The organism is Clostridium neonatale, assembly GCF_900465025.1.
GTDB classification, from domain to species: Bacteria; Bacillota; Clostridia; order Clostridiales; family Clostridiaceae; genus Clostridium; species Clostridium neonatale.
Map to the genome: position 1 here is coordinate 2225910 of NZ_UICR01000001.1, position 20974 is coordinate 2246883.

18 protein-coding genes are annotated in these 20974 nt (G+C 29.2%); 17 read left to right on the forward strand and 1 reads right to left on the reverse strand.

The annotated features are described in order from the left end of the window. Positions 1 to 54 precede the first annotated feature (54 nt). From CNEONATNEC86_RS10305 to CNEONATNEC86_RS10350, 10 genes are all read left to right on the forward strand, one after another. Entirely contained in the window at positions 55 to 297 is a 243-nt protein-coding gene (locus tag CNEONATNEC86_RS10305) for a hypothetical protein (RefSeq protein WP_159135950.1), read from the forward strand. Between the two features lie 213 nt (positions 298 to 510). Then, the gene (locus CNEONATNEC86_RS10310) at positions 511 to 1833 is read left to right on the forward strand and encodes an NCS2 family permease (RefSeq protein ID WP_125149746.1); all 1323 of its coding nucleotides are present in this window, start codon (positions 511 to 513) and stop codon (positions 1831 to 1833) included. 554 nt (positions 1834 to 2387) lie between these two features. After that, positions 2388 to 4295, forward strand: coding sequence for an acyl-CoA dehydrogenase family protein (locus CNEONATNEC86_RS10315; protein ID WP_159135951.1), 1908 nt, complete (start codon positions 2388 to 2390; stop codon positions 4293 to 4295). A gap of 51 nt (positions 4296 to 4346) precedes the next feature. Continuing rightward, positions 4347 to 5546, forward strand: a complete 1200-nt coding sequence (locus CNEONATNEC86_RS10320) for an FprA family A-type flavoprotein (protein ID WP_058295389.1) — start codon at positions 4347 to 4349, stop codon at positions 5544 to 5546. 428 nt (positions 5547 to 5974) lie between these two features. Further along, positions 5975 to 7606 carry an ABC transporter substrate-binding protein gene (locus CNEONATNEC86_RS10325; protein WP_159135952.1) on the forward strand — a complete coding sequence of 544 codons (1632 nt, stop codon included), beginning with the start codon at positions 5975 to 5977 and terminating at the stop codon, positions 7604 to 7606. Between the two features lie 96 nt (positions 7607 to 7702). Then, positions 7703 to 8623 (forward strand): ABC transporter permease, encoded by a 921-nt coding sequence (locus tag CNEONATNEC86_RS10330; protein WP_159135953.1) that lies wholly within the window; start codon positions 7703 to 7705, stop codon positions 8621 to 8623. 8 nt (positions 8624 to 8631) lie between these two features. Beyond that, positions 8632 to 9558, forward strand: coding sequence for an ABC transporter permease (locus CNEONATNEC86_RS10335; RefSeq protein WP_159135954.1), 927 nt, complete (start codon positions 8632 to 8634; stop codon positions 9556 to 9558). Between the two features lie 18 nt (positions 9559 to 9576). After that, positions 9577 to 10560 carry an ABC transporter ATP-binding protein gene (locus CNEONATNEC86_RS10340; protein WP_159135955.1) on the forward strand — a complete coding sequence of 328 codons (984 nt, stop codon included), beginning with the start codon at positions 9577 to 9579 and terminating at the stop codon, positions 10558 to 10560. Next, complete coding sequence (locus CNEONATNEC86_RS10345) at positions 10557 to 11537, forward strand: ABC transporter ATP-binding protein (RefSeq protein WP_159135956.1); 981 nt, start codon at positions 10557 to 10559, stop codon at positions 11535 to 11537. The genes CNEONATNEC86_RS10340 and CNEONATNEC86_RS10345 overlap by 4 nt, the downstream gene beginning before the upstream one ends. Positions 11538 to 12050: 513 nt before the next feature. Further along, the gene (locus CNEONATNEC86_RS10350; RefSeq protein ID WP_200848515.1) at positions 12051 to 13487 is read left to right on the forward strand and encodes a 6-phospho-beta-glucosidase; all 1437 of its coding nucleotides are present in this window, start codon (positions 12051 to 12053) and stop codon (positions 13485 to 13487) included. Positions 13488 to 13580: 93 nt separating this feature from the next. Here the strand turns inward: CNEONATNEC86_RS10350 and CNEONATNEC86_RS10355 are convergent, their stop codons facing one another. Continuing rightward, positions 13581 to 13799: a hypothetical protein gene (locus tag CNEONATNEC86_RS10355; RefSeq protein WP_159135957.1), complete on the reverse strand. Its 219-nt coding sequence runs from the start codon at positions 13797 to 13799 to the stop codon at positions 13581 to 13583. A gap of 346 nt (positions 13800 to 14145) precedes the next feature. Here CNEONATNEC86_RS10355 and CNEONATNEC86_RS10360 point away from each other — a divergent pair, with 346 nt between their 5' ends. The 7 genes from CNEONATNEC86_RS10360 to CNEONATNEC86_RS10390 all read left to right on the forward strand — a co-directional run bounded on the left by CNEONATNEC86_RS10360 (position 14146) and on the right by CNEONATNEC86_RS10390 (position 20567). Beyond that, positions 14146 to 15231, forward strand: a complete 1086-nt coding sequence (locus CNEONATNEC86_RS10360; RefSeq protein ID WP_125149737.1) for an iron-containing alcohol dehydrogenase family protein — start codon at positions 14146 to 14148, stop codon at positions 15229 to 15231. Positions 15232 to 15525: 294 nt separating this feature from the next. Beyond that, positions 15526 to 16740, forward strand: a complete 1215-nt coding sequence (locus CNEONATNEC86_RS10365) for an alpha/beta hydrolase (RefSeq protein ID WP_125149736.1) — start codon at positions 15526 to 15528, stop codon at positions 16738 to 16740. Positions 16741 to 16840: 100 nt separating this feature from the next. Continuing rightward, positions 16841 to 17149 (forward strand): winged helix-turn-helix transcriptional regulator, encoded by a 309-nt coding sequence (locus CNEONATNEC86_RS10370; protein ID WP_058296914.1) that lies wholly within the window; start codon positions 16841 to 16843, stop codon positions 17147 to 17149. Between the two features lie 514 nt (positions 17150 to 17663). Then, positions 17664 to 18263 (forward strand): nitroreductase family protein, encoded by a 600-nt coding sequence (locus CNEONATNEC86_RS10375; RefSeq protein ID WP_159116211.1) that lies wholly within the window; start codon positions 17664 to 17666, stop codon positions 18261 to 18263. A 284-nt stretch (positions 18264 to 18547) separates the two neighbouring features. After that, the gene (locus CNEONATNEC86_RS10380; protein WP_125149734.1) at positions 18548 to 18880 is read left to right on the forward strand and encodes an inorganic diphosphatase; all 333 of its coding nucleotides are present in this window, start codon (positions 18548 to 18550) and stop codon (positions 18878 to 18880) included. Positions 18881 to 18989: 109 nt separating this feature from the next. Further along, the gene (locus CNEONATNEC86_RS10385; RefSeq protein ID WP_230131955.1) at positions 18990 to 19421 is read left to right on the forward strand and encodes a MarR family winged helix-turn-helix transcriptional regulator; all 432 of its coding nucleotides are present in this window, start codon (positions 18990 to 18992) and stop codon (positions 19419 to 19421) included. Positions 19422 to 19499: 78 nt separating this feature from the next. After that, positions 19500 to 20567: an FUSC family protein gene (locus CNEONATNEC86_RS10390; RefSeq protein ID WP_125149733.1), complete on the forward strand. Its 1068-nt coding sequence runs from the start codon at positions 19500 to 19502 to the stop codon at positions 20565 to 20567. The last annotated feature ends 407 nt before the right edge of the window (positions 20568 to 20974 follow it).

Genomic DNA, 20974 nt, shown 5'->3' on the forward strand with positions numbered 1-20974 from the left:
ATATAGAGTTGTGTTATTTAGTTTCAGTTCTAGATTTACATTCTAAAATAATAATTGTCTGCAATTTCTTATATAGAAGAAATTGGACACTTAACAACAGCTAGTCATACATGTTCATTTGGCTTAGCAAATAACGCATATGCATTTAATCTTATGAAAGACTTTAAAAAATCAAAATTAAACTTTATAGCATGCCCAACTGAAAATATATATCTTCAAAGAAGACAAGATACATATCCAAAGATAAGAGGATTAATAAGGGTGAATTCTTATTTAAAAAAGAACCTAGAATTATAGAAACTTGTGAAGAGTTTTTCTTGGATAGTAGTTATATCTAGATTAAAGCAATACAATACTCTAAAATAAAGGGTATTGTATTGTTTTTTTTAAGTATAAAAAGTGAAAATAAATTATAAACAAGCTATTAATATTCATAAAAAGTTGAAAAATATCGTAAAATGTATTATTATAACTCGGGCGAAGAAAAAAGATTTACGAAAGAGTGATTAAATGAAAAATTTATTTAAAAAAGATGGAAAGCTAGATAATTATTTTGGACTTACGAAAAATAATACAAATTTAAAAACAGAAGTTATAGCTGGTATTACTACTTTTATGACTATGGCGTATATATTAATAGTAAATCCATCTATATTATCAGCCACAGGCATGGATAAAGGTGCAGTGTTTACAGCTACGGCATTATCAGCAATAGTTGCAACTTTAATTATGGGTATATATGCTAAATTACCATTTGCTCAAGCCCCAGGTATGGGTCTAAATGCATTTTTTGCATTTACAATAGTTCTTGGGATGGGATACTCGTATGAATTTGCTTTAACAGCAGTATTTTTAGAAGGAATAATATTTATTTTATTAACATTATTTGATGTTCGTGAAGCTATTGTTGATTCAATACCAGAAAATATTAAAAAAGCGATTTCAGTAGGAATAGGATTATTTATTTCACTAGTAGGACTTGAAGGTGCTGGTATTATAGTTCATCCAGAAGATGGTGCAACAATACTAACTCTTGGAAATATAACGAATGGAACAGGATTACTTGCAATTATAGGGATTCTAATCACAGGTATTCTTTTAGTGAGAAAGATTAAAGGTGCATTATTTATAGGAATGATTATTACAGCGATAATAGGAATTCCTCTAGGAGTTACACCGATTCCGACTAGTATTATAAGTGCACCACCATCAATTAGCTCAATTTTATTAAAATTTCAGTGGAATAACATATTTTCTCTAGATATGGTAATAGTTTTATTTACATTATTATTTATGGACATGTTTGATACTATAGGAACTTTAGTTGGGGTAGCGACTAAGGCGAAGATGTTAGATAAAGATGGTAGAGTTCCAAATTTAAAGAAAGCTCTTTTTGCAGATGCTGTAGGAACTACATTTGGAGCATGTGTAGGTACTAGTACAGTAAGTACATTTGTTGAAAGTGCATCAGGAGTTGCAGAAGGTGGAAGAACAGGTTTAACCGCAGTATCTACTGCAGTAATGTTTGTATTATCATTATTCTTTGCACCAATATTTGCATCAATTACGCCAGCAGTTACTTGTTCTGCATTGGTATTAGTTGGATTATTTATGATTGAGCCAATAAAGGAAATAGATATTTCAGATTTTACAGAAGCTATACCAGCATTTTTAACTATAATTATGATGCCTCTATCTTATAGCATATCTGATGGTATTGTATTTGGAGTTGTTTCATATATAGTATTAAAGTTATTTACAGGAAAAGCAAAAGAAATTAGCATAACTACAGTAATAATAGGAATTATATTTATATTAAAATTCTTAATATAAATAAGAGCATAGTTTTTTATTTTCCTTAGCATAATTAAATATATTGGATTAAAAAGTTCTTCTTAATAGATTTTATCTTTAAGAAGAACTTTTTAAAAAATTAAGTCCTGAATTTTCAGGGCTTTTTATTTATAAATTTATTTAAATGTGTCTATTATGATTATTAATTCTATTTTAATAGTAATTTTATTAAAAAAGAAAAATAATATATGGAATTGAAGTGAGTAGTTATTATAATAATTCAGGTAGTTTTTATTACTAACATAGGACTCATAAAAATATTGATATGAATATTTAAACATTTTTAATGAAATATAATTCATTTACGGGAATTATTGACAAATGATATTTTATGTTTTATAATAATTATTGTTAAAAGATATTAAAGATAATGTAAACAATTACGGCGTTCCTCATGATTAGAGGAAACCTTAATTATTTACTTATATTATTATAATAAATATGTTTTTTCATTAGCATATATTTTATTATAAGTTTTTAATAATAGAAGTTATAAAAATCTAATTAAAAACAAAATTAAAGGAGGTAAGATTATGTTTTTTAAGACCACAGAACAACACGAAGATTTTCGTGCTAGAATTAGAGAATTTGCAGAGTCAGAGGTAAAGCCACAGGCGTTTTTGTTGGACAAGGAAAATAGATTTCCAACAGAAGCAATTGAAAAACTGGGCAAAATGGGTGTGTTAGGAACACCTTATCCTAAGGAATATGGTGGGGCAGGTTTAGATGTACTTAGTTATGCCATTGCTGTAGAAGAACTTTCTAGAGTAGATGGTGGTACAGGTGTAATTTTATCTGCCCATGTTTCATTGGGGACTTACCCAATTTTTGCATATGGAACAGAAGAGCAAAAGCAAAAATATCTGATTCCTCTAGCAAAAGGAGAGAAGCTTGCTGCTTTTGGGTTAACTGAGCCAAATGCGGGTAGTGATGCTGGTGGAACAGAGACAACTGCAGTACTAGAAGGCGATTATTATATTTTAAATGGTGGAAAGATCTTTATAACTAATGCAGATAAAGCCGATACATATGTTGTATTTGCTGTAACAACACCAGATATAGGAGTTAAAGGAATAAGTGCTTTTATAGTTGAAAAAGGATGGGAAGGATTCACCTTTGGTGATCATTATGATAAGATGGGAATTCGTTCTTCTTCAACTGCAGAATTAATATTTAATAATGTAAAAGTACCTAAAGAAAACTTATTAGGTGAAGAAGGACAAGGATTTAAAATAGCAATGAAAACTCTTGATGGTGGACGTATTGGTATTGCATCCCAAGCGTTAGGAATAGCACAGGGAGCTTATGAAAATGCTTTAGAATATTCAAAAGAGAGAATACAGTTTGGAAAACCTATATGTCAACAACAAGCAATTTCTTTTAAACTAGCTGATATGGCAACAAAGATAAGAGCTGCTAGATTATTAGTTTATAGTGCAGCTGAACTTAAAGAAAATCATGAACCTTATTCTATGGAAGCTGCTATGGCAAAACAATATGCATCAGATATTTGTTTAGAAGTTGTAAACGATGCACTACAAATTTTTGGTGGCAATGGCTATCTTAAAGGCATGGATGTAGAACGAGCCTATCGTGATGCTAAAATTTGTACTATTTACGAGGGAACAAATGAAATTCAAAGAGTTGTAATTGCTTCTCATATAATTGGAAAGATGCCTAAAAATGAGAGTAGAGAAAGAAAGACTTCACGTGATCCACTAACTGGTGCACGTAAGAAGATAATATTTAATGATGGGACAGCAGAAGAAAAAGTTTATAACCTTGTAGAAGCACTAAAAACAGATGGTTATGATTTTACTGTTGGCATCGATATAAATACTCCAATAAGTAAGGCTGATCGTGTTGTTAGTGTAGGAAAAGGAATTGGAGAAGAAAAAAATATGGAACTTGCAAAAGCACTAGCTATACAGGCAGGTGCAGCTATTGGTTCTTCACGTCCTGTTGCTGAGACTTTAAAATACTTACCTTTAAATAGATATGTTGGAATGTCAGGACAAAAGTTTAATGGAAATCTTTATATTGCCTGTGGAATATCAGGAGCCGGTCAACATTTAAAAGGAATAAAGGAAGCAACAACTATTGTTGCTATTAATAATAATCCTAATGCTCCAATCTTTAAGAATGCGGATTATGGTATTGTTGGAGATATAATGGAGATAATGCCTATATTAACAGCTTCTTTAGATAATGGAGAACCTAAAAAGGAAGCTCCTCCTATGAAAAAAATGAAGAAAAAGCTCCCTAAAAAAACAGCTCCTAATTGGAAGAGATATGTTTGTAATGGCTGTGGATATGAATATGATCCAGCTGTAGGTGATGTAGAAAATGAAATAGCTAGTGGAACTCTATTTAAAGATCTTCCAGAAGAATGGATATGTCCAGATTGTGGTGAAGAAAAAGATAATTTTATAGAGGTCTAATATTTGTAGCAAAAATTTTAAATGTTTTATAGTAAAAAGGAGGAATAAGTAATGTTTTGTGTTAGGAAAGTAACCGAAGACCTTTATTGGGTAGGCGGTAATGATAGGCGTCTAGCTCTTTTTGAAAATATTCATCCAATTCCAAGAGGTGTTTCATATAACTCATATTTACTATTAGATGAGAAGACTGTACTATTTGATACTGTTGATTGGTCAATTGGAAGACAATTTTTAGAGAATGTACAAGCTGTTCTTAATGGTAGAAATTTAGATTATTTAGTAATAAATCATATGGAGCCTGATCATGGAGCTTCGATTGAAGAAATAATATTACGTTATCCGGATGTTAAGATTATAAGTACTGAAAAATCTTTTATGCTAATGAGACAATTTGGATTTAATATTGACGGAAGGATTGAAGAAGTTTCAGAAGGTGACACAAAATCTTTTGGAAAGCACGAAGTAACATTTATAGCTGCACCAATGGTACATTGGCCAGAAGCTATGGTTACATTTGATAATACAAATGGAGTTCTTTTTTCAGCTGATGCCTTTGGATCTTTTGGAGCATTAGATGGAAAGCTATTTAATGATGAAGTTGATTTTGAGCGTGATTGGATTGATGATGCTAGAAGGTATTATACTAACATTGTTGGTAAATACGGTCCTCATGTTCAATCATTATTAAAGAAAGCAAGTGGAATTGACATTAAGATGATTTGTCCATTACATGGGCCAGTTTGGAGAACAAATCTTGGATATTTCCTTGATAAATATGATAAATGGAGTAAATATGAACCAGAAGAAAAAGGCGTAATGATAGTTTATGCTTCAATGTATGGTAATACTGAGAGTGCAGTTGAGTCTTTAGCTACTAAGTTTGTAGAAAAGGGAATTAAAAATGTAGTTATGTATGATGTTTCAAGTACACATGTATCTAATTTAATTTCTGAGACATTTAGAGTTAGTCATGTTGTTTTAGCTTCTGTAACATATAATCTTGGTATTTACCCACCAATGCATAATTATCTTATGGATATGAAAGCTTTAAATCTTCAAAATAGAACTTTTGCAATAATTGAAAATGGATCATGGGCATGTAGGTCTGGAAATTTAATGCGTGAATTTTTAGAAGGAATGAGAGATATGACTGTTTTAGATGATAAAGTTACGCTTGTATCTTCTATGAAAGAAGATAATATTACAGATATGGATATACTTGTAGATAGCGTTATGGAATCTATGAAATAATTACAGTCTTTTGGCAAAAGCTGTGGATGTGCTATGAATGATGAATTTGATGTTATTGATAAATTAATGTTAAATGGAAATATATTTACACAAGCTATAATTAGTTTATGTAAATAATGAAAGTTTGACGTAAAGGACTTACTCTTAAGTATATTAAGAGCAAGTCCTAATGTTTATAAGGCGATTATATTATCTTATAAAAAATCAAATTAAAATTTAAGATAATTTATGATTTTAAAATTAAGACGAATAGAAAATGAATAGTATTATGAATAAATTTTATCTAAATGATTTACTTAAAGCGTAAAAAATGGTATACTAGACATATATTACAAAATATGAAAGCAAAGGTGCATTTTTATATAAAAATGCACCTTTTTTTATTATTATAAAAAATATTATATCTATTTGAAGGGGGAATATACTTTATGAAAAAATCAATTGGGTCGTTAGTGGCAGCGGTGTTAACAGTCACGTTAATATTAACAGGATGTGGAGGTGGAGATAAAAGCAGTTCAAGTTCAGCTTCATCAGATGATACAAGTAACACATTAAGGCTTGCAACCAATGAAGAAATTCAAACTGCTGATGTTCAAAAAACTACTGAGGATTATACAATTCCAATGAACATTTTTGATAGACTTGTAGAAGTAAAACTAGATGAGAATGGGGAAACTAAAATTGTTCCAAGTTTAGCAGAAAGCTGGGATATTTCAGAAGATGGACTTACATATACATTTCATTTAAGAAAAGGTGTAAAGTTCCATAATGGAGAAGAATTTAAAGCAGATGATGTTAAATATACATTTGAAAGAATGCTAAAGCCTGAAACAGAAGCACTAAATCAGGATTTTATTGATGCAATAAGCGGAGCACAAGACATGATGGATGGTAAGGCAGATTCATTAAAAGGATTAGAAGTTGTCGATGATTACACAGTTAAAATGACATTAGATGAGCCATTTGCTCCATTTTTGGCAAATCTTTCTACACCAGGGGTATCAATTTATAATAGAAAAGCAACAGAAGAAGCAGGTGCAGATTTTGGAATTAAGCCAGAACTTACTGTAGGAACTGGCCCTTTCAAGTTTGACAGCTGGGTATTAAACAGTGAAGAGCAGCTTGTTGCCTTTGATGATTATTGGAATGAAAGACCTAAGCTAGATAGAATTTCATTCAAGGTTGTAAAAGATTCAGAAACATTAAGAATGATGTTTGAATCAGGTGAATTAGATGAACTTGATTTAGATACTGCACCACAGCAAATTAAATATTTCTTAGATAGTGATAAGTACAAAAATTGGATAGTAAGCAGAGATAAGGTTGGTATTTATTATATGAGCCTTAATGAAAATATTGAACCACTTAATGATGTGCGTGTAAGAAAAGCAATTCAAATGGGAATAGACAGACAGGCTATTTTAGATACAGTTTATAGTGGGAAGGGAACCGTACAATCAGGTATATTCCCACCAGGATTAATTGGATATAATAAAGATCTTCCAGTGATAGAATATAATCCGGAAAAAGCTAAAGAATTATTAAAAGAAGCAGGATATCCTAATGGATTTGAGATGGAAATAAGCCAAGATTCAGAAAGTGTTGATTCTACAGTTCAAACTTATGAATTAAATCAATCAATGCTTGCTCAAATAGGAATTAAAGTTAACATTAATGTTGTTGATGAAGCAACTTGGTTTTCAACAAGATCTGAAGGTAAATTAGGTTCATATGTTACAAACTGGTCAGCCGATTTTAATGATCCAGATAACTTTATTTATACATTCTTTGCACCAACAAATACTGTAAAGAGATCTTTTAACTATAATAATGAAGAAGTTTCAAATGAAGTAGTAAGAGCAAGGACTATTGTTAATGCAGATGAAAGAATTAAGTTATATCAAGATCTTGAAAAGAAAATTATTCAAGAAGATGCAGCATGGGTTCCACTATATTCAAAACAACATTTATTCGTAGTTAATCCAAGAGTTAAAAATTATAAGATATTGTGGAATGGTTGGTCTGGAAATATGTATCATGATATGTATATAGAAGAATAGTAGTAAGTTAATGTATCAGGGGTATTTCATTTTGAAATATCCCACTTTTTTAAAATAACAAAAATGTAAATCAAAAAAGCTAAGGGGGGAAGCAATTTGAGCAAATATATATTAAAAAGAATTTTAATTTCCATACCAGTATTAATTGGAGTTATCTTTATAATTTTTATAATGCTAAATGTTGTTCCAGGTGATCCAATAACATTAATGATGGGAGAGCATATAAAGCCTGATCTTATTGAACAGTTTAGAGTGAGAATGGGACTTGATGATCCTGTAATTATCAGGTTTTTTAAATATATTATAAATGCAATTCAAGGTGATTTAGGTATGTCTTATAAACTAAAGAGAGATGTTACAGATTTAATAAAAGATGCATTTCCTAATACAGTTAAACTTGCATTATTTGCTGCAGTAATAGCATGGATAGTAGGAATACCAGCAGGAATAATATCAGCAATAAAACAAAATACAATTATAGATAGATTATTTATGTCAGTTTCATTATTTGGTGTATCTATGCCAGTATTTTGGGGAGCATTATTACTTCAATATGTTTTTGCATACAAGCTAAAAGTATTTCCAGTATCAGGATATAAAACTTGGATGCATCTTGCTTTGCCGGCAATAGTTCTTGGTTGGAGCTCAGCAGGTACCATAGCAAGACTTGCAAGATCAAGTCTTTTAGAAATAATGCAAAATGATTTTATAAGGACTGCTAGAGCTAAGGGTGCCTCTGAAAGTATAGTTGTTGTAGGTCATGCCTTGAAAAATGCATTGCTTCCAGTTGTAACAATGATGGCTATACAAATTTCTAGTTTATTATCTGGAGCTGTAATCACAGAAAGTATTTTTTCTATTCCAGGTATAGGAAGACTTGCTGTTGATGCAATTTCAAACAGAGACATGCCTCTGCTTCAAGGTACAGTGCTTTTTACAACAGTACTTATAATTGGTGGTAATTTGGTAGCAGATATCTTATATTCAGTAATTGATCCAAGAATTAGATGTGAGTAGGTGAAAATATGAGTGAAGCAAAGTTAAGAGAAGAATTAGAAGAATTTGTTCATAACGAATTTGAAGAAGATATAGAAACAGACATAGAAGATAGTGATACAGCTTTAGATAAAATAAAAAGTATGATTAGAAATAACAAGTTAGCAGTATTTTCAGCATTTATAATATTGGCAATATGTATAGTAGCAATACTTGCTCCAATTTTTTCGCCATATGATCCTAATGCACAAGTATTAAAAGACAGATTAATTGCACCTTGTTCAACTCATCTTCTTGGTACAGATGAACTTGGACGTGATGTTTTAAGCAGACTTATATATGGTGCAAGAATATCACTTGTTATAGGAATTGTACCAACTGTAATATCAATGGTTATTGGAACTATACTTGGACTTATGGCAGGTTTTCTTGGTAAAAAAGTTGATTTTATTATTATGAGATTTGCAGATATAATGCTAGCATTTCCATCATTATTATTAGCTATGGTAGTAATGTATACATTAGGAGCTAGTCTTATAAACATTTTCATTGCACTTAGTCTCGTAAATTGGGCAGGAACAGCAAGGATTGTAAGATCACAGACTTTAGCACTTAAAGAGAAGGAATTTGTGGAAGTTGCAATATCAATTGGAGTAAAAAAATCAGTTATAATGTTCAAGCATATTCTTCCAAATTGTATTTCTTCATTAATAGTCTTATTTACATTAAATGTTCCAGCATCAATTTTATCTGAGTCAAGCTTAAGCTTCCTTGGAATTGGAGCACAGCCACCTTCAACAAGCTGGGGACTCATGGTGGTTAGAGGAAAGCAATATTTATTTACAGATCCTTGGATTTCAATAGCACCTGGGATTGCAATTTTAGTAATAGTTTTAGCATTTAATTTCTTAGGTGATGGTTTAAGAGATGCCATAGATCCATATTTAAAGGAGTAGTTATAGGAGGTGAATTTCATGGAAGATGAAAAGTTATTATCTATATATAATTTAAAGACACATTTTTTAACAAGAAAAGGAGTTGTGCCGGCAATTGATGGTGTCAATATAGAAGTTCCAAAAGGAAAGATTATAGGTGTTGTTGGTGAATCAGGCTGTGGAAAGAGTATGACTGCAATGTCCATAATTAATTTAATAAAAAAGCCGGGGAAGATAGTGGAAGGAAGTATAGAACTTGAAGATAAGAAACTCATAGATCTTAGTAAAAAAGAATTGCAAAAAATACGTGGAAATGAGATCGGATTCATATTTCAAGAACCAATGACCTCACTTAATCCTGTATATACTATTGGAAAGCAAGTAAGAGAAGCAATATTACTTCATGAGAATGTAAGTAAAGAAGAAGCAAAGAAAAGAGTTATTGAAATATTTAAAGAAGTAGGAATTCCAGAACCAGAAAAAAGGTATAATAGTTATCCACATCAATTATCTGGAGGACTTAGGCAAAGAGTTGTTATAGGAATGGCAATGATATGTAAGCCTAAACTTCTTATAGCAGATGAACCTACAACTGCATTAGATGTTACAATTGAAGCTCAAATACTGAAGCTTATGAAAAAGCTCCAAAAAGAAAATGGAACATCCATACTTATGATAACTCATAATTTAGGAATAGTTGCAGAAATTTGTGACTACGTATATGTAATGTATGCTGGAAAAGTCATGGAACAGGCAGATGTATTTGAATTATTTGATAATATAAGTCATCCATATACTGAAGGATTAATGAAATCAATGCCTAGAATAGATAGCCATAAGGATAATTTATATAGTATTAGAGGTATGGTGCCTAATTTATTGAAACTTCCAAAAGGATGCCTCTTTTGTCCAAGATGCGATAAAGCTATATCAAGATGCTTTGAAGAGGAACCAGAATTATATAAAGTTGAAGAAGGACATTATACAAGATGCTTCCTTTATGAAAAGGAGGTAGTACGATGAGTAAAGAAATATTGTTAAAAGCAACTGATCTTGTAAAAGAATTTAATATATCATCTTCGGGTTATAAAAAAAGTAATGGTGTTGTACATGCTGTGTCAAATATAAATCTTGAAATATATAAAGGTGAAACATTTGCTCTTGTTGGAGAGTCAGGATGTGGGAAAAGCACACTCGGAAGACTTTTAATAAGATTAATCGAACCAACAAATGGAAAAGTAGAATTTGATGGATGCAATTTATATGATTTAAAGCCAGCACAGCTTAGAGAGATAAGAAAGAAAATGCAGCTCATATTTCAAGATCCATATGCTTCCTTAAATCCAAGAATGACTGTTAAGCAGATTATAGCAGAACCTTTAATTACTCATAAGATGTATAAAAATAAGGAAGATATGCTTAAGAGGATAAATGAATTAATGAGAGAAGTTGGAATAAGACAAGAATTTTTAAACAGATATCCTCATCAGTTTAGCGGAGGGCAAAGACAAAGAATAGGAATTGCAAGAGCATTAGCTTTAAAGCCAAAGCTTATAATCTGTGATGAACCCGTATCTGCACTTGATGTATCAATTCAATCTCAAATAATTAATCTTCTTAATAAACTACAAAAGGAATATAATCTTACATATTTGTTTATATCACATGATCTTAGTGTTGTAAGATATATTTCAGATAGAGTTTGTGTTATGTTTTTAGGTAAAATATGCGAAGTAGGAGAAACAGAAAAGATATTTGAAAATCCACTTCATCCATACACAAAATTTTTGATTTCTGCCGTTCCAAAGCCAGATCCAAAGCTTAGAAGTACTGAAAAAGAGGTACTTCAAGGTGAAATACCAAGTCCAGTAAATCCACCAAAAGGATGTAGATTCCATACAAGGTGTCCATATTGTAAAGATATATGTTCAAAGGAAGAACCTAAATTAAAAGATATTAATGGAAGAAAGGTAGCTTGCCATATTGTAGGAGTTAACTAACGCATATAATTCTTAATATGATAATAGTAAACTAATCTATATAATTCTTAATATTAATTATAGGAATTACAACAGCAGGTGATAACAGAAGTTAACTGACTGATGCAATTCTTAATTAAGCACTTAGTGAAATGATAAGCTTAATTATAGTGAACAATCTAAATAATAAAGCTGTTACTATAAATGTGGTGTTTCAAGAATCTAAGTGCTTTTAAGATTTTGTTGGTTAGGAAATATTATTTATATAAGTTTTAATTATAGTTCACATCTGTTTATAGAAATTCAATATGTTACAAGGTGTTACATACAAGTAACAAATAACAGAAGTTATAACTATTTTTATTTTACCCATAAAATCTTAACAAATAAAAGTAAATGTTTTAAAATTATAAATGTAGAAAAGAAATTTGTAATTATATAATAAAAAAAGATATAGTAAATTTTTAAGTTTTCCATAATTATTATAAAAACACTTAGATAATTATTTTTTATGAAGAAAGGGATGTGGCTATAATGGCACTAAGAAAAGACTTTTTATGGGGTGGAGCAGTTGCAGCTCACCAACTCGAAGGTGGATGGAAAGAAGGCGGAAAAGGTATCAGCGTTGCAGATGTAATGACAGCTGGTTCAGTTAATACAAAAAGAGAAATAACAGATGGAGTAATCGAAGGATTAAACTATCCAAATCATGAAGCAATCGATTTTTATCATAGATATAAAGAAGATATAGCACTATTTGCAGAAATGGGCTTTAAGTGCTTTAGAACAAGTATAGCATGGACTCGTATTTTCCCAAATGGAGATGAAGAAACTCCAAATGAAGAAGGATTAAAATTCTATGATGACTTATTCGATGAATGCTTAAAATATGGAATTCAACCTGTAGTAACATTATCACATTTTGAGCTTCCATATCATTTAGTAACAGAATATGGTGGCTTTAGAAATAGAAAATGTATTGATTTCTTTGTAAACTTTGCAAAAGTTTGTTTTGAAAGATACAAAAATAAAGTTAAGTACTGGATGACATTTAATGAAATAAATAATCAAGCTAACTATGCAGAGGATTTTGCACCATTTACAAACTCAGGAATTAAGTATAAAGATGGAGAAAATCGTGAAAAAATAATGTATCAAGCAGCTCATTATGAGCTTGTTGCAAGTGCAATAGCTGTAAAGATTGGTCATGAAATAAATCCAGATATGCAAATTGGATGTATGATTGCAATGTGTCCTATATATCCTGCAACATGCAAACCAGAAGATATATTTATGGCAATGAGTGCAATGCATAAACGTTATTGGTTCACAGATGTTCATGTAATAGGAGCTTATCCTAAATATATGGATAAATTCTTTGAAAGAAAAGGATATGAACTTGATATAACAGCTGAAGATAAAAAAGCTCTATTAGAAGGATGCGTAGATTATATAGGATTTAGTTATTATATGTCATTTGCAACTAAACATAATGAAAATAATATACATTTTGATTATGATGAAACAACAGATTTAGTAAGAAATGAATATGTTAAAGCAAGTGACTGGGGATGGCAAATTGATCCGCTAGGACTTAGATATTCATTAAACTGGTTCTATGATAGATATCAATTACCAATGTTTATTGTTGAAAATGGATTTGGTGCAATCGATGTTAAAAAAGAAGATGGAACAGTTGATGACCAACCAAGAATAGAATATTTCAGAAATCACATTGAAGCAATGAAAGATGCAGTTGAAGAAGATGGTGTTGATCTTATAGGATATACTCCTTGGGGATGTATTGACCTTGTATCAGCAGGTACTGGAGAAATGAAAAAACGTTATGGATTTATCTATGTAGATAAAAATAACGATGGATCTGGAACACTTGAAAGATCTAAAAAGAAATCTTTTGACTGGTATAAAAGAGTAATTGCAACTAACGGTGAAGATTTAAGTGATATATAAGGTGACTATATAATGGTGACAGTCACCTCCCGAAAAATGTCACTTAAAAAGTCCAGCAATAATTGCTGGACTTTAATTCTTTCTGCTTATAGTCTATTTATAAGAAGCATTCCAAGCAATAATTCCACCCCCAAAACACAATACTGCGAATATAATAAAAGGAAGTACAGTATGTGAATCTTGTAAAAAGCTAAAAAATCTTGTAGTTGTATATTCAAAAGAATATGGATATAAAGTCGATATACCAATTAACATTAATATCCCAGCAAAACCGCTAAAAAACATAATTCCCCCAAAAATTAATTTTTTCATTTTTCCTCCTATATTTATCTCGTATTATAATTCAATTACAACTTAACTTATAGAGTTAATTATACCATAATTTCATATAAATATAGTTGTTTATATATGCATAATTAACTTTAAGCTTTTTATTTTCTGATTCAAGTCTTTTAATTTGTCTTTTCAAACTTTAAATAATAGAATCTCTATAATATCAGATGGCATTTTACGTATTATTGTATTATTTTAAAGTAAGGGCAGCACGTTTTACGGGTGATCCTGACTTTTAGAATTATAAATATTGCGATATAATATTATTAATCAAAATATAGATTATTAACATAACAAAGCAATAAGAAATTTAGGGGTGTTATATATGGAAAATTATGATTTATTTTTACCAAGCTATTGCATTGGCAATGATGTTTACGGCAAAATAAAGGACATATGTCTTGAATATGGAGAAAAGGCAGTTGTAATAGGTGGCCACAAAGGAATGAACGCTGCAAAGGATAAGCTAATTAAAGCAGCAGAAGAAGCTAAAATTGAAATTTTGGATTTTGTATGGTTTGGAAATGATTGTACATATGACAATGTATCTTTATTAAGTGAAAATGATGCAGTTAAAAAATGTGATTATATTTTTGCAGTTGGAGGAGGAAAGGCACTTGATACATGTAAATGCTTAGGTCAGAAAATAAACAAAAAAGTATTTACATTCCCAACTATAGCATCTAACTGTGCAGCATGTACAACAGTTTCTATAATGTACAACAATGATGGAACTTTTAAAGAACCATACTTTTTCTTACGTCCTGCTGTACATACATTTATAGATACTGAAATATTAACAAATGCTCCAGAAAAATATATGTGGGCAGGTATTGGAGATACATACTCAAAATATTATGAAAGTACAATTTCAGCAAGAGAAGAAGAACTTGAGCACTTTAAATCACTTGGAGTAGGAATGAGTCATATGTGTTTGCATCCTCTAATTATCTATGGAGAAAAAGCTCTAGAAGATAATGAAAAGAAAATATGTTCATATGAACTTGAACAGACAGCTTTGGTAATTATAGTTACTACAGCTATAGTATCAATATTTTTAACACGTGATCATACTCCTGACTACAATAGTGGACTTGCACATGCAGTATTTTATGCACTTACACAATTTGAAGAAATAGAAAAAAATCACCTTCATGGGGAAGTGGTAGCTTTTGGAGTACTTATACTTTTATTATGCGATAATGCAATACGCGATTTTGAAAAGATATATGAGTTTAACAAAAAGATTGGTCTGCCTGTAAAGCTTCAGGATATAGGAATTTCAAGAGAGCAGTTTAATGAAATAATAGATAAGATTCCAGAAATGTCAGATGTAAAACATTATCCATATAAAGTAACAGCATCAATGCTTGAAAATGCACTTAAAGTTCTAGAGAAAAAGAATATTTAGTTTTTTGAAAAGTTGTAAATATGCTTGTGTTTTTTTAATAATATATGAAAAAAGAATATATAGTATTATTGCGGCTGTAAATTTGAAAGTCTTACTTAAAAAATATCTTAAAAATAATATACAAGTATTATGTCAATCTCTGAATGGCATACGCTCATTAGAATAATATTGAAAGAAGGATATGTAGACTTATGCGAAGCTGTACATCTGAGAGATTTACTTAAAATAATATATGGGAAAAATCTATAGTTTATAAGGCTTAACTGAAAAGCTATATAAATGTGAGGTGATAAAATGGAGAGAACATATCTTAAAAATAAAAAGATCGCACAGTTAGAAAAAATGATAAAAGAAGGGCACAAAAATGCAGTTGATGTATTTTGGGGTGATATAGAAAAGCAGGGAGCTCCTTTAATAGAGGATATAGAAAATGATGATTATAATAAACTTGTAACAATAATATATAAAGAAAAAAAGCCACTTCATAATGTAGTTTTAATACCGCCTGTTGGAATGAGAAAGCTTGAAAACTGTATATTAGAAAAATTAGATAAGACAAATTTATGGTATATTTCTTATATTGTAAGAAAAGATATAAGCTTTACTTATCAGTTTTCAATAAATGATCCTCTTGATAATGATTGGAACAGAAGATGGAGAAATGTACAAGGCGATGAATTTAATAATAATAAAATTAAACATATAGATAAATTAAGTGGAAATGTACGCTTAGTGCCTTATGTAGCTCTTGAAGATGCAGCCCCAAGAGTATATATACAAAAAAATAATAATTATAAAAGCGGAAATTTATGTGAACATGTAATTTATAGCGGTATTTTAAAAGAAGAAAGAAAATTAAGTGTATATATGCCATATGGATATAATGAAAATTGTGATCCTTATGGAATGCTTGTATTAAATGATGGCTTTGAATATATAAATGAGCTTAATGCATTAAATGTTCTTGATAATCTTATGGGAAGCGAGAAGATACCAAAGATTATAACTGTATTTGTTGAGTCAACAAAGGATAGAACAGAAAATCTTCAGTGTAGTGATGAATTTACAGATTTTATAGGAAAGGAACTTATTTCTTATATTAAAGAAAACTATAATGTATCAGATAATCCAAATAAAAATATTATCGGTGGATATAGTCTTGGTGGACTTGCAGCATCATACATAGGTCTTAGATATTCAGATATATTTGGAAATGTATTGTCTCAGTCTGGTTCATACTGGTATAAGAGAAAAGAATATGATGATGAATGCACATGGATAAATCATGAATTTAATAAAAAAGAAAAACTGCCATTAAAATTTTATATAAATGTAGGTGCTATTGAACCAAAAGTATCTATGAAAGATACAAATAAAGCATTTAAAGATAATCTTATTAACCATGGATATAAAGTTAAATTTGAGGAATTTGGCAGTGGACATGATCATCTTTACTGGGGAGAAACTCTTGCAAATGGATTAATTTATCTTATTAAAAAGTTAATTTAAAGTGATTTTTAATAAAATAAATACTATAAATAATGACATAAGGTACTTACTATTGTAAAGTAAGTATGATAAAATAACATTGCATAAGGTGGTGAGAGATATAGAAAAATATCATATGTGTCCAAAATTTGAAAGCGCCTTTGAATTATTAGGGAAGAGATGGACCGGATTAATTATAAGAACAATATTGAATGGACAACATAGATTTTCAGATATAGAAGAAGCAATTCCTAATATGAGTTCTCGAATGCTTACAGAAAGATTGAAAGAACTAGACAAGGAAGGGATTATTGTAAGAAAAGTTTATCCTGAAACTCCAGTTCGTATAGAATATGAACTAACAGAAAAGGGTTTAGAGCTTGAAAATGTCATGGATGAAATTCAAAAGTGGGCAGAAAAATGGACCTAATTATAAAATACAAAACGCATAAAGAAAGAACCTCTTGTTAATTATAATAAGAGGTTCTTTAATTTTTATTAGTATAATCACATAAATATAATACAGACAAAGGCTTTTAAGATTAGAAAGGAAATTCAAATATAACTTTGTTAAATACTTTAAAGTTAAATTAATATTAAAAATAATAAACTTTAATATAGAAAAAACAATTATAAAAAAACTCTTGACTAATTTAAATTAATGTATGATAATATATTTAAAGTTACTTACAAAAAGTAAGAAACTTTATAAAAATTATTTCTAAATGATAGATAAAATAAATAACTTCATATTCCTTCAAGTAAAAATGGACATGCATTAATAAAAATAAATTTGGATGTTAATATTTATTCATTAGAACTTGATAAACAGAAATAAAATACCTAATTTTTAATTTTAGAAATAAGTAGAGAAAATAATATAAAAAATATGAAGATTAAAAAATACATAAATAATAATTTAGAAAAACTAGGAGGAATAATCAATGTCAAAAGATTTTTTTACTGCTGTAGCAGATAGACGTTCATTTTATGGAATTAGTAAGGAGGCTGTTGTATCAGACGACAAAATTAAGGAGATTATAGAACATGCTGTAAAACATACTCCATCAGCATTTAACTCACAAAGTACAAGGGTAGTTTTATTACTTGGAAAAGAGCACGATAAATTATGGGATATTACAATGAAAGCATTAAGAAAGATTGTACCAGCTGATAATTTTAGTTCTACTGAAGATAAGATAAATTCATTTAAAAATGGATATGGTACTGTTTTATATTTTGAAGATAATAGTGTAATAGAATCATTACAAAAGCAATTTGCACTATATAAAGATAATTTTCCAATATGGTCACAGCAAACAAGTGGAATGCATCAATTTGTTATTTGGACTGCATTAGAAATTGAAGGATTTGGAGCATCATTACAACATTATAATGAACTTATTGAAAATGATGTGAAGAAAGAATGGAGCATACCTGAAAATTGGAAGCTTATTGGACAAATGCCATTTGGAAAACCAACAGCAAAGCCAGATGAAAAGCAATTCTCTCCACTAGAAGAACGTATAAAAGTATTTAAATAAGATGCTATTTTAAATAAATATTAATGTTATAATAAAAAAAGCAGCCATGATGCCTAATGTCATTTAAATTATAAAATGACATTGGGTGCAATGTCTGCTTTTTTTATGAAGTTCTTTCTATTATAGATTAATAAGGACTTAATAAATAGATTGTAACTTAGTTGCCTCGACGATTTTTTATTAAGCTGACAATTCATTTAGTTTGACAAACATAAAAAATAAGAATAAAATATAGTTTACAAAGTCAACTATATTAAAAGTAAAATAAATAAGAAGACGATTATATGGGGTCTTACTTAGGTAAACTTGATAAAGTTAAAATGGATAGACCATTAGGTTCTAAGCCCCCGAAACATAACTTTATATATCCTTTAAATTATGCTTTTATTCCTAATACTATATCAGGAGATGGAGAAGAAATTGATGTATACATTATTGGAGAGTTTGACCCTTTAGAAGAATATGAAGGATATGTTGTAGCAATAATAAAAATAACAAATGATGTTGAGGATAAATTAGTAGTCTGTAAAGAATTAAACAAATATAACAAAGAACAAATAAAGGCATTAGTAGAATTTCAAGAAAGATTTTTTGAATCTACAATAATAATTTATTAGGTACTGAAAAGTGTCTAAATTGAATGGAGGTGAACTTTAGTAAGAGTTTGGTACTTATAATACATGTTCTTACTAAAGATAAATGATGGAAGATTTCAATTGGATTTATATGACGGAAAAACTGCAGGAAATAAAATTATTTAGCAGAAACATGATATATCGCACTACTAAAGAATATCAAATTCCAGCACAACATTTAGATTTATTATCTCAACTTGTGATTTATGAAGAAAGTATGACACCTATGACGCTTAGTAAGATTATGGGAGTTAATAAAACGATTATAAGCAGGATAATAGATAAGCTAACTGAAGAAGGATATATAACTAAAATAAAAGACCAAAATGATAAAAGGAGTTATGCTGTTGAAATAAGTGACAAAGGAAGAGGTGAGCTAGATAGAATATATAAATGTTATTTAAGTCCTATTTATGAACTGCGCAGAAAGTTAGGAGATGAGGAATTTTTAAAGTTAATAGGGTTAATAGAAAATGCAAATGAAAAAATGAGCATAGATATAAAGAAAAATCTACAGAAATAATAGATTATTCTTTACCTTTTTATAGTATTAAATTTAGCACTATATTTAATTAATATATGATAATGAAAGGAGAAAATTATGACATTTTATGAAGCTATGCAATTAGGAGCAAATGGTTTAAAACCTATAATAAAAAATACAGAAGATAAAAAACTAAGGAGAAAATATATATCAGCACTTATTATAAAGGATTTTTTATGCGTTTTGTTTTGTATGGTTATAGTTACATCTTTTAATAGAATTTTTGGAGAAGATAATAGTATAGTAGGAGTAGTAACAGTTATATTACTTTTGACTTTCAGATTTTCAAACTTAAATTTTAATGTTAAACAATCTGCAATTGCATTATTTGGAATTTTTATAATCTATATTATAAGTCCATATTTTGCATCTATATCAAATCCTATAATAGGCAGTATAATAAACTTTTTTTCTATAATGATAATAATTATTTTATCATGTCATAGGGTAGAGTTAGCTAATCAATCAACTTTAGTATTATCATATCTACTTTTATATGGATATGAAGTAAATGATTTTAAAGGATATATTAATCGTATATTTGGACTTATTTTAGGAGGAATTATTGTATCTGGTATTTTTTATTATAAACAAAGAAAAAATAAATTTGAAAATAAATTTATTACTATAATAAAAGATATTAGTATTAATGATAATAGGACTAAGTGGCAGATAAAGCTTGCTCTTGGAATATGTTCAGCTATGTTGATTGGAGAAATTCTGAATTTACCAAGAACAATATGGATAGGTTTTTCATGTATGTCAATATTACAGCCGACTGCAGAAAAATTAGAATTTAGATACAAAAAAAGACCAATATATGTAGTTTTAGGATCCATTATGTTTGGCATAGTTTATTTAGTTTTACCAAAAGAATATATTGGGTATATAGGTTTGATTGGTGGATTAATGGTAGGAGTATCAGCAACCTATGAATGGCAGACAGTGTTCAATTGTTTTGGCGGATTAGCAGCAGCTATACCACTTTTAGGATTAGGTGGAGCAATAATTTTACGTATTATTAATAATATATTTGGGGCTGTATATACTAAAATTTTTGATAAAATTTATGATAAGGTGTATGATATGATATTTGATAATACTATTATTGATGAGGTAGTATAACATTGTAAAAAGTCTTGAAGAAATTCAGGACTTTTTTATTTTATGTTCATATGGAAGTCTAGAAAATATATAGTAAGAATATTTAAATAAAATCTAGTATATTTTTATGATCCAACACACCAATCTACTATAATCTTAACCTTACAAAAATGTAATGTTAATGTAGCCTACATAAATTTCTAACTAAATCTGTAACATATATAATAAGCACATAAGGTTAATACAAAGCCAAATATAAAAATCAATAACTTAAAAAATACATAATAAAACGTAGGAGATGATTTTATGGTAAAACTTTATGAGTTTTTTAAAATTGCATTTTTAGTTATATTTGCAGGATACGATGAAGCAAGTTTTAACATATAGAATTTTGTATATATAAATGCTAATTAATAAAATTTAGAATT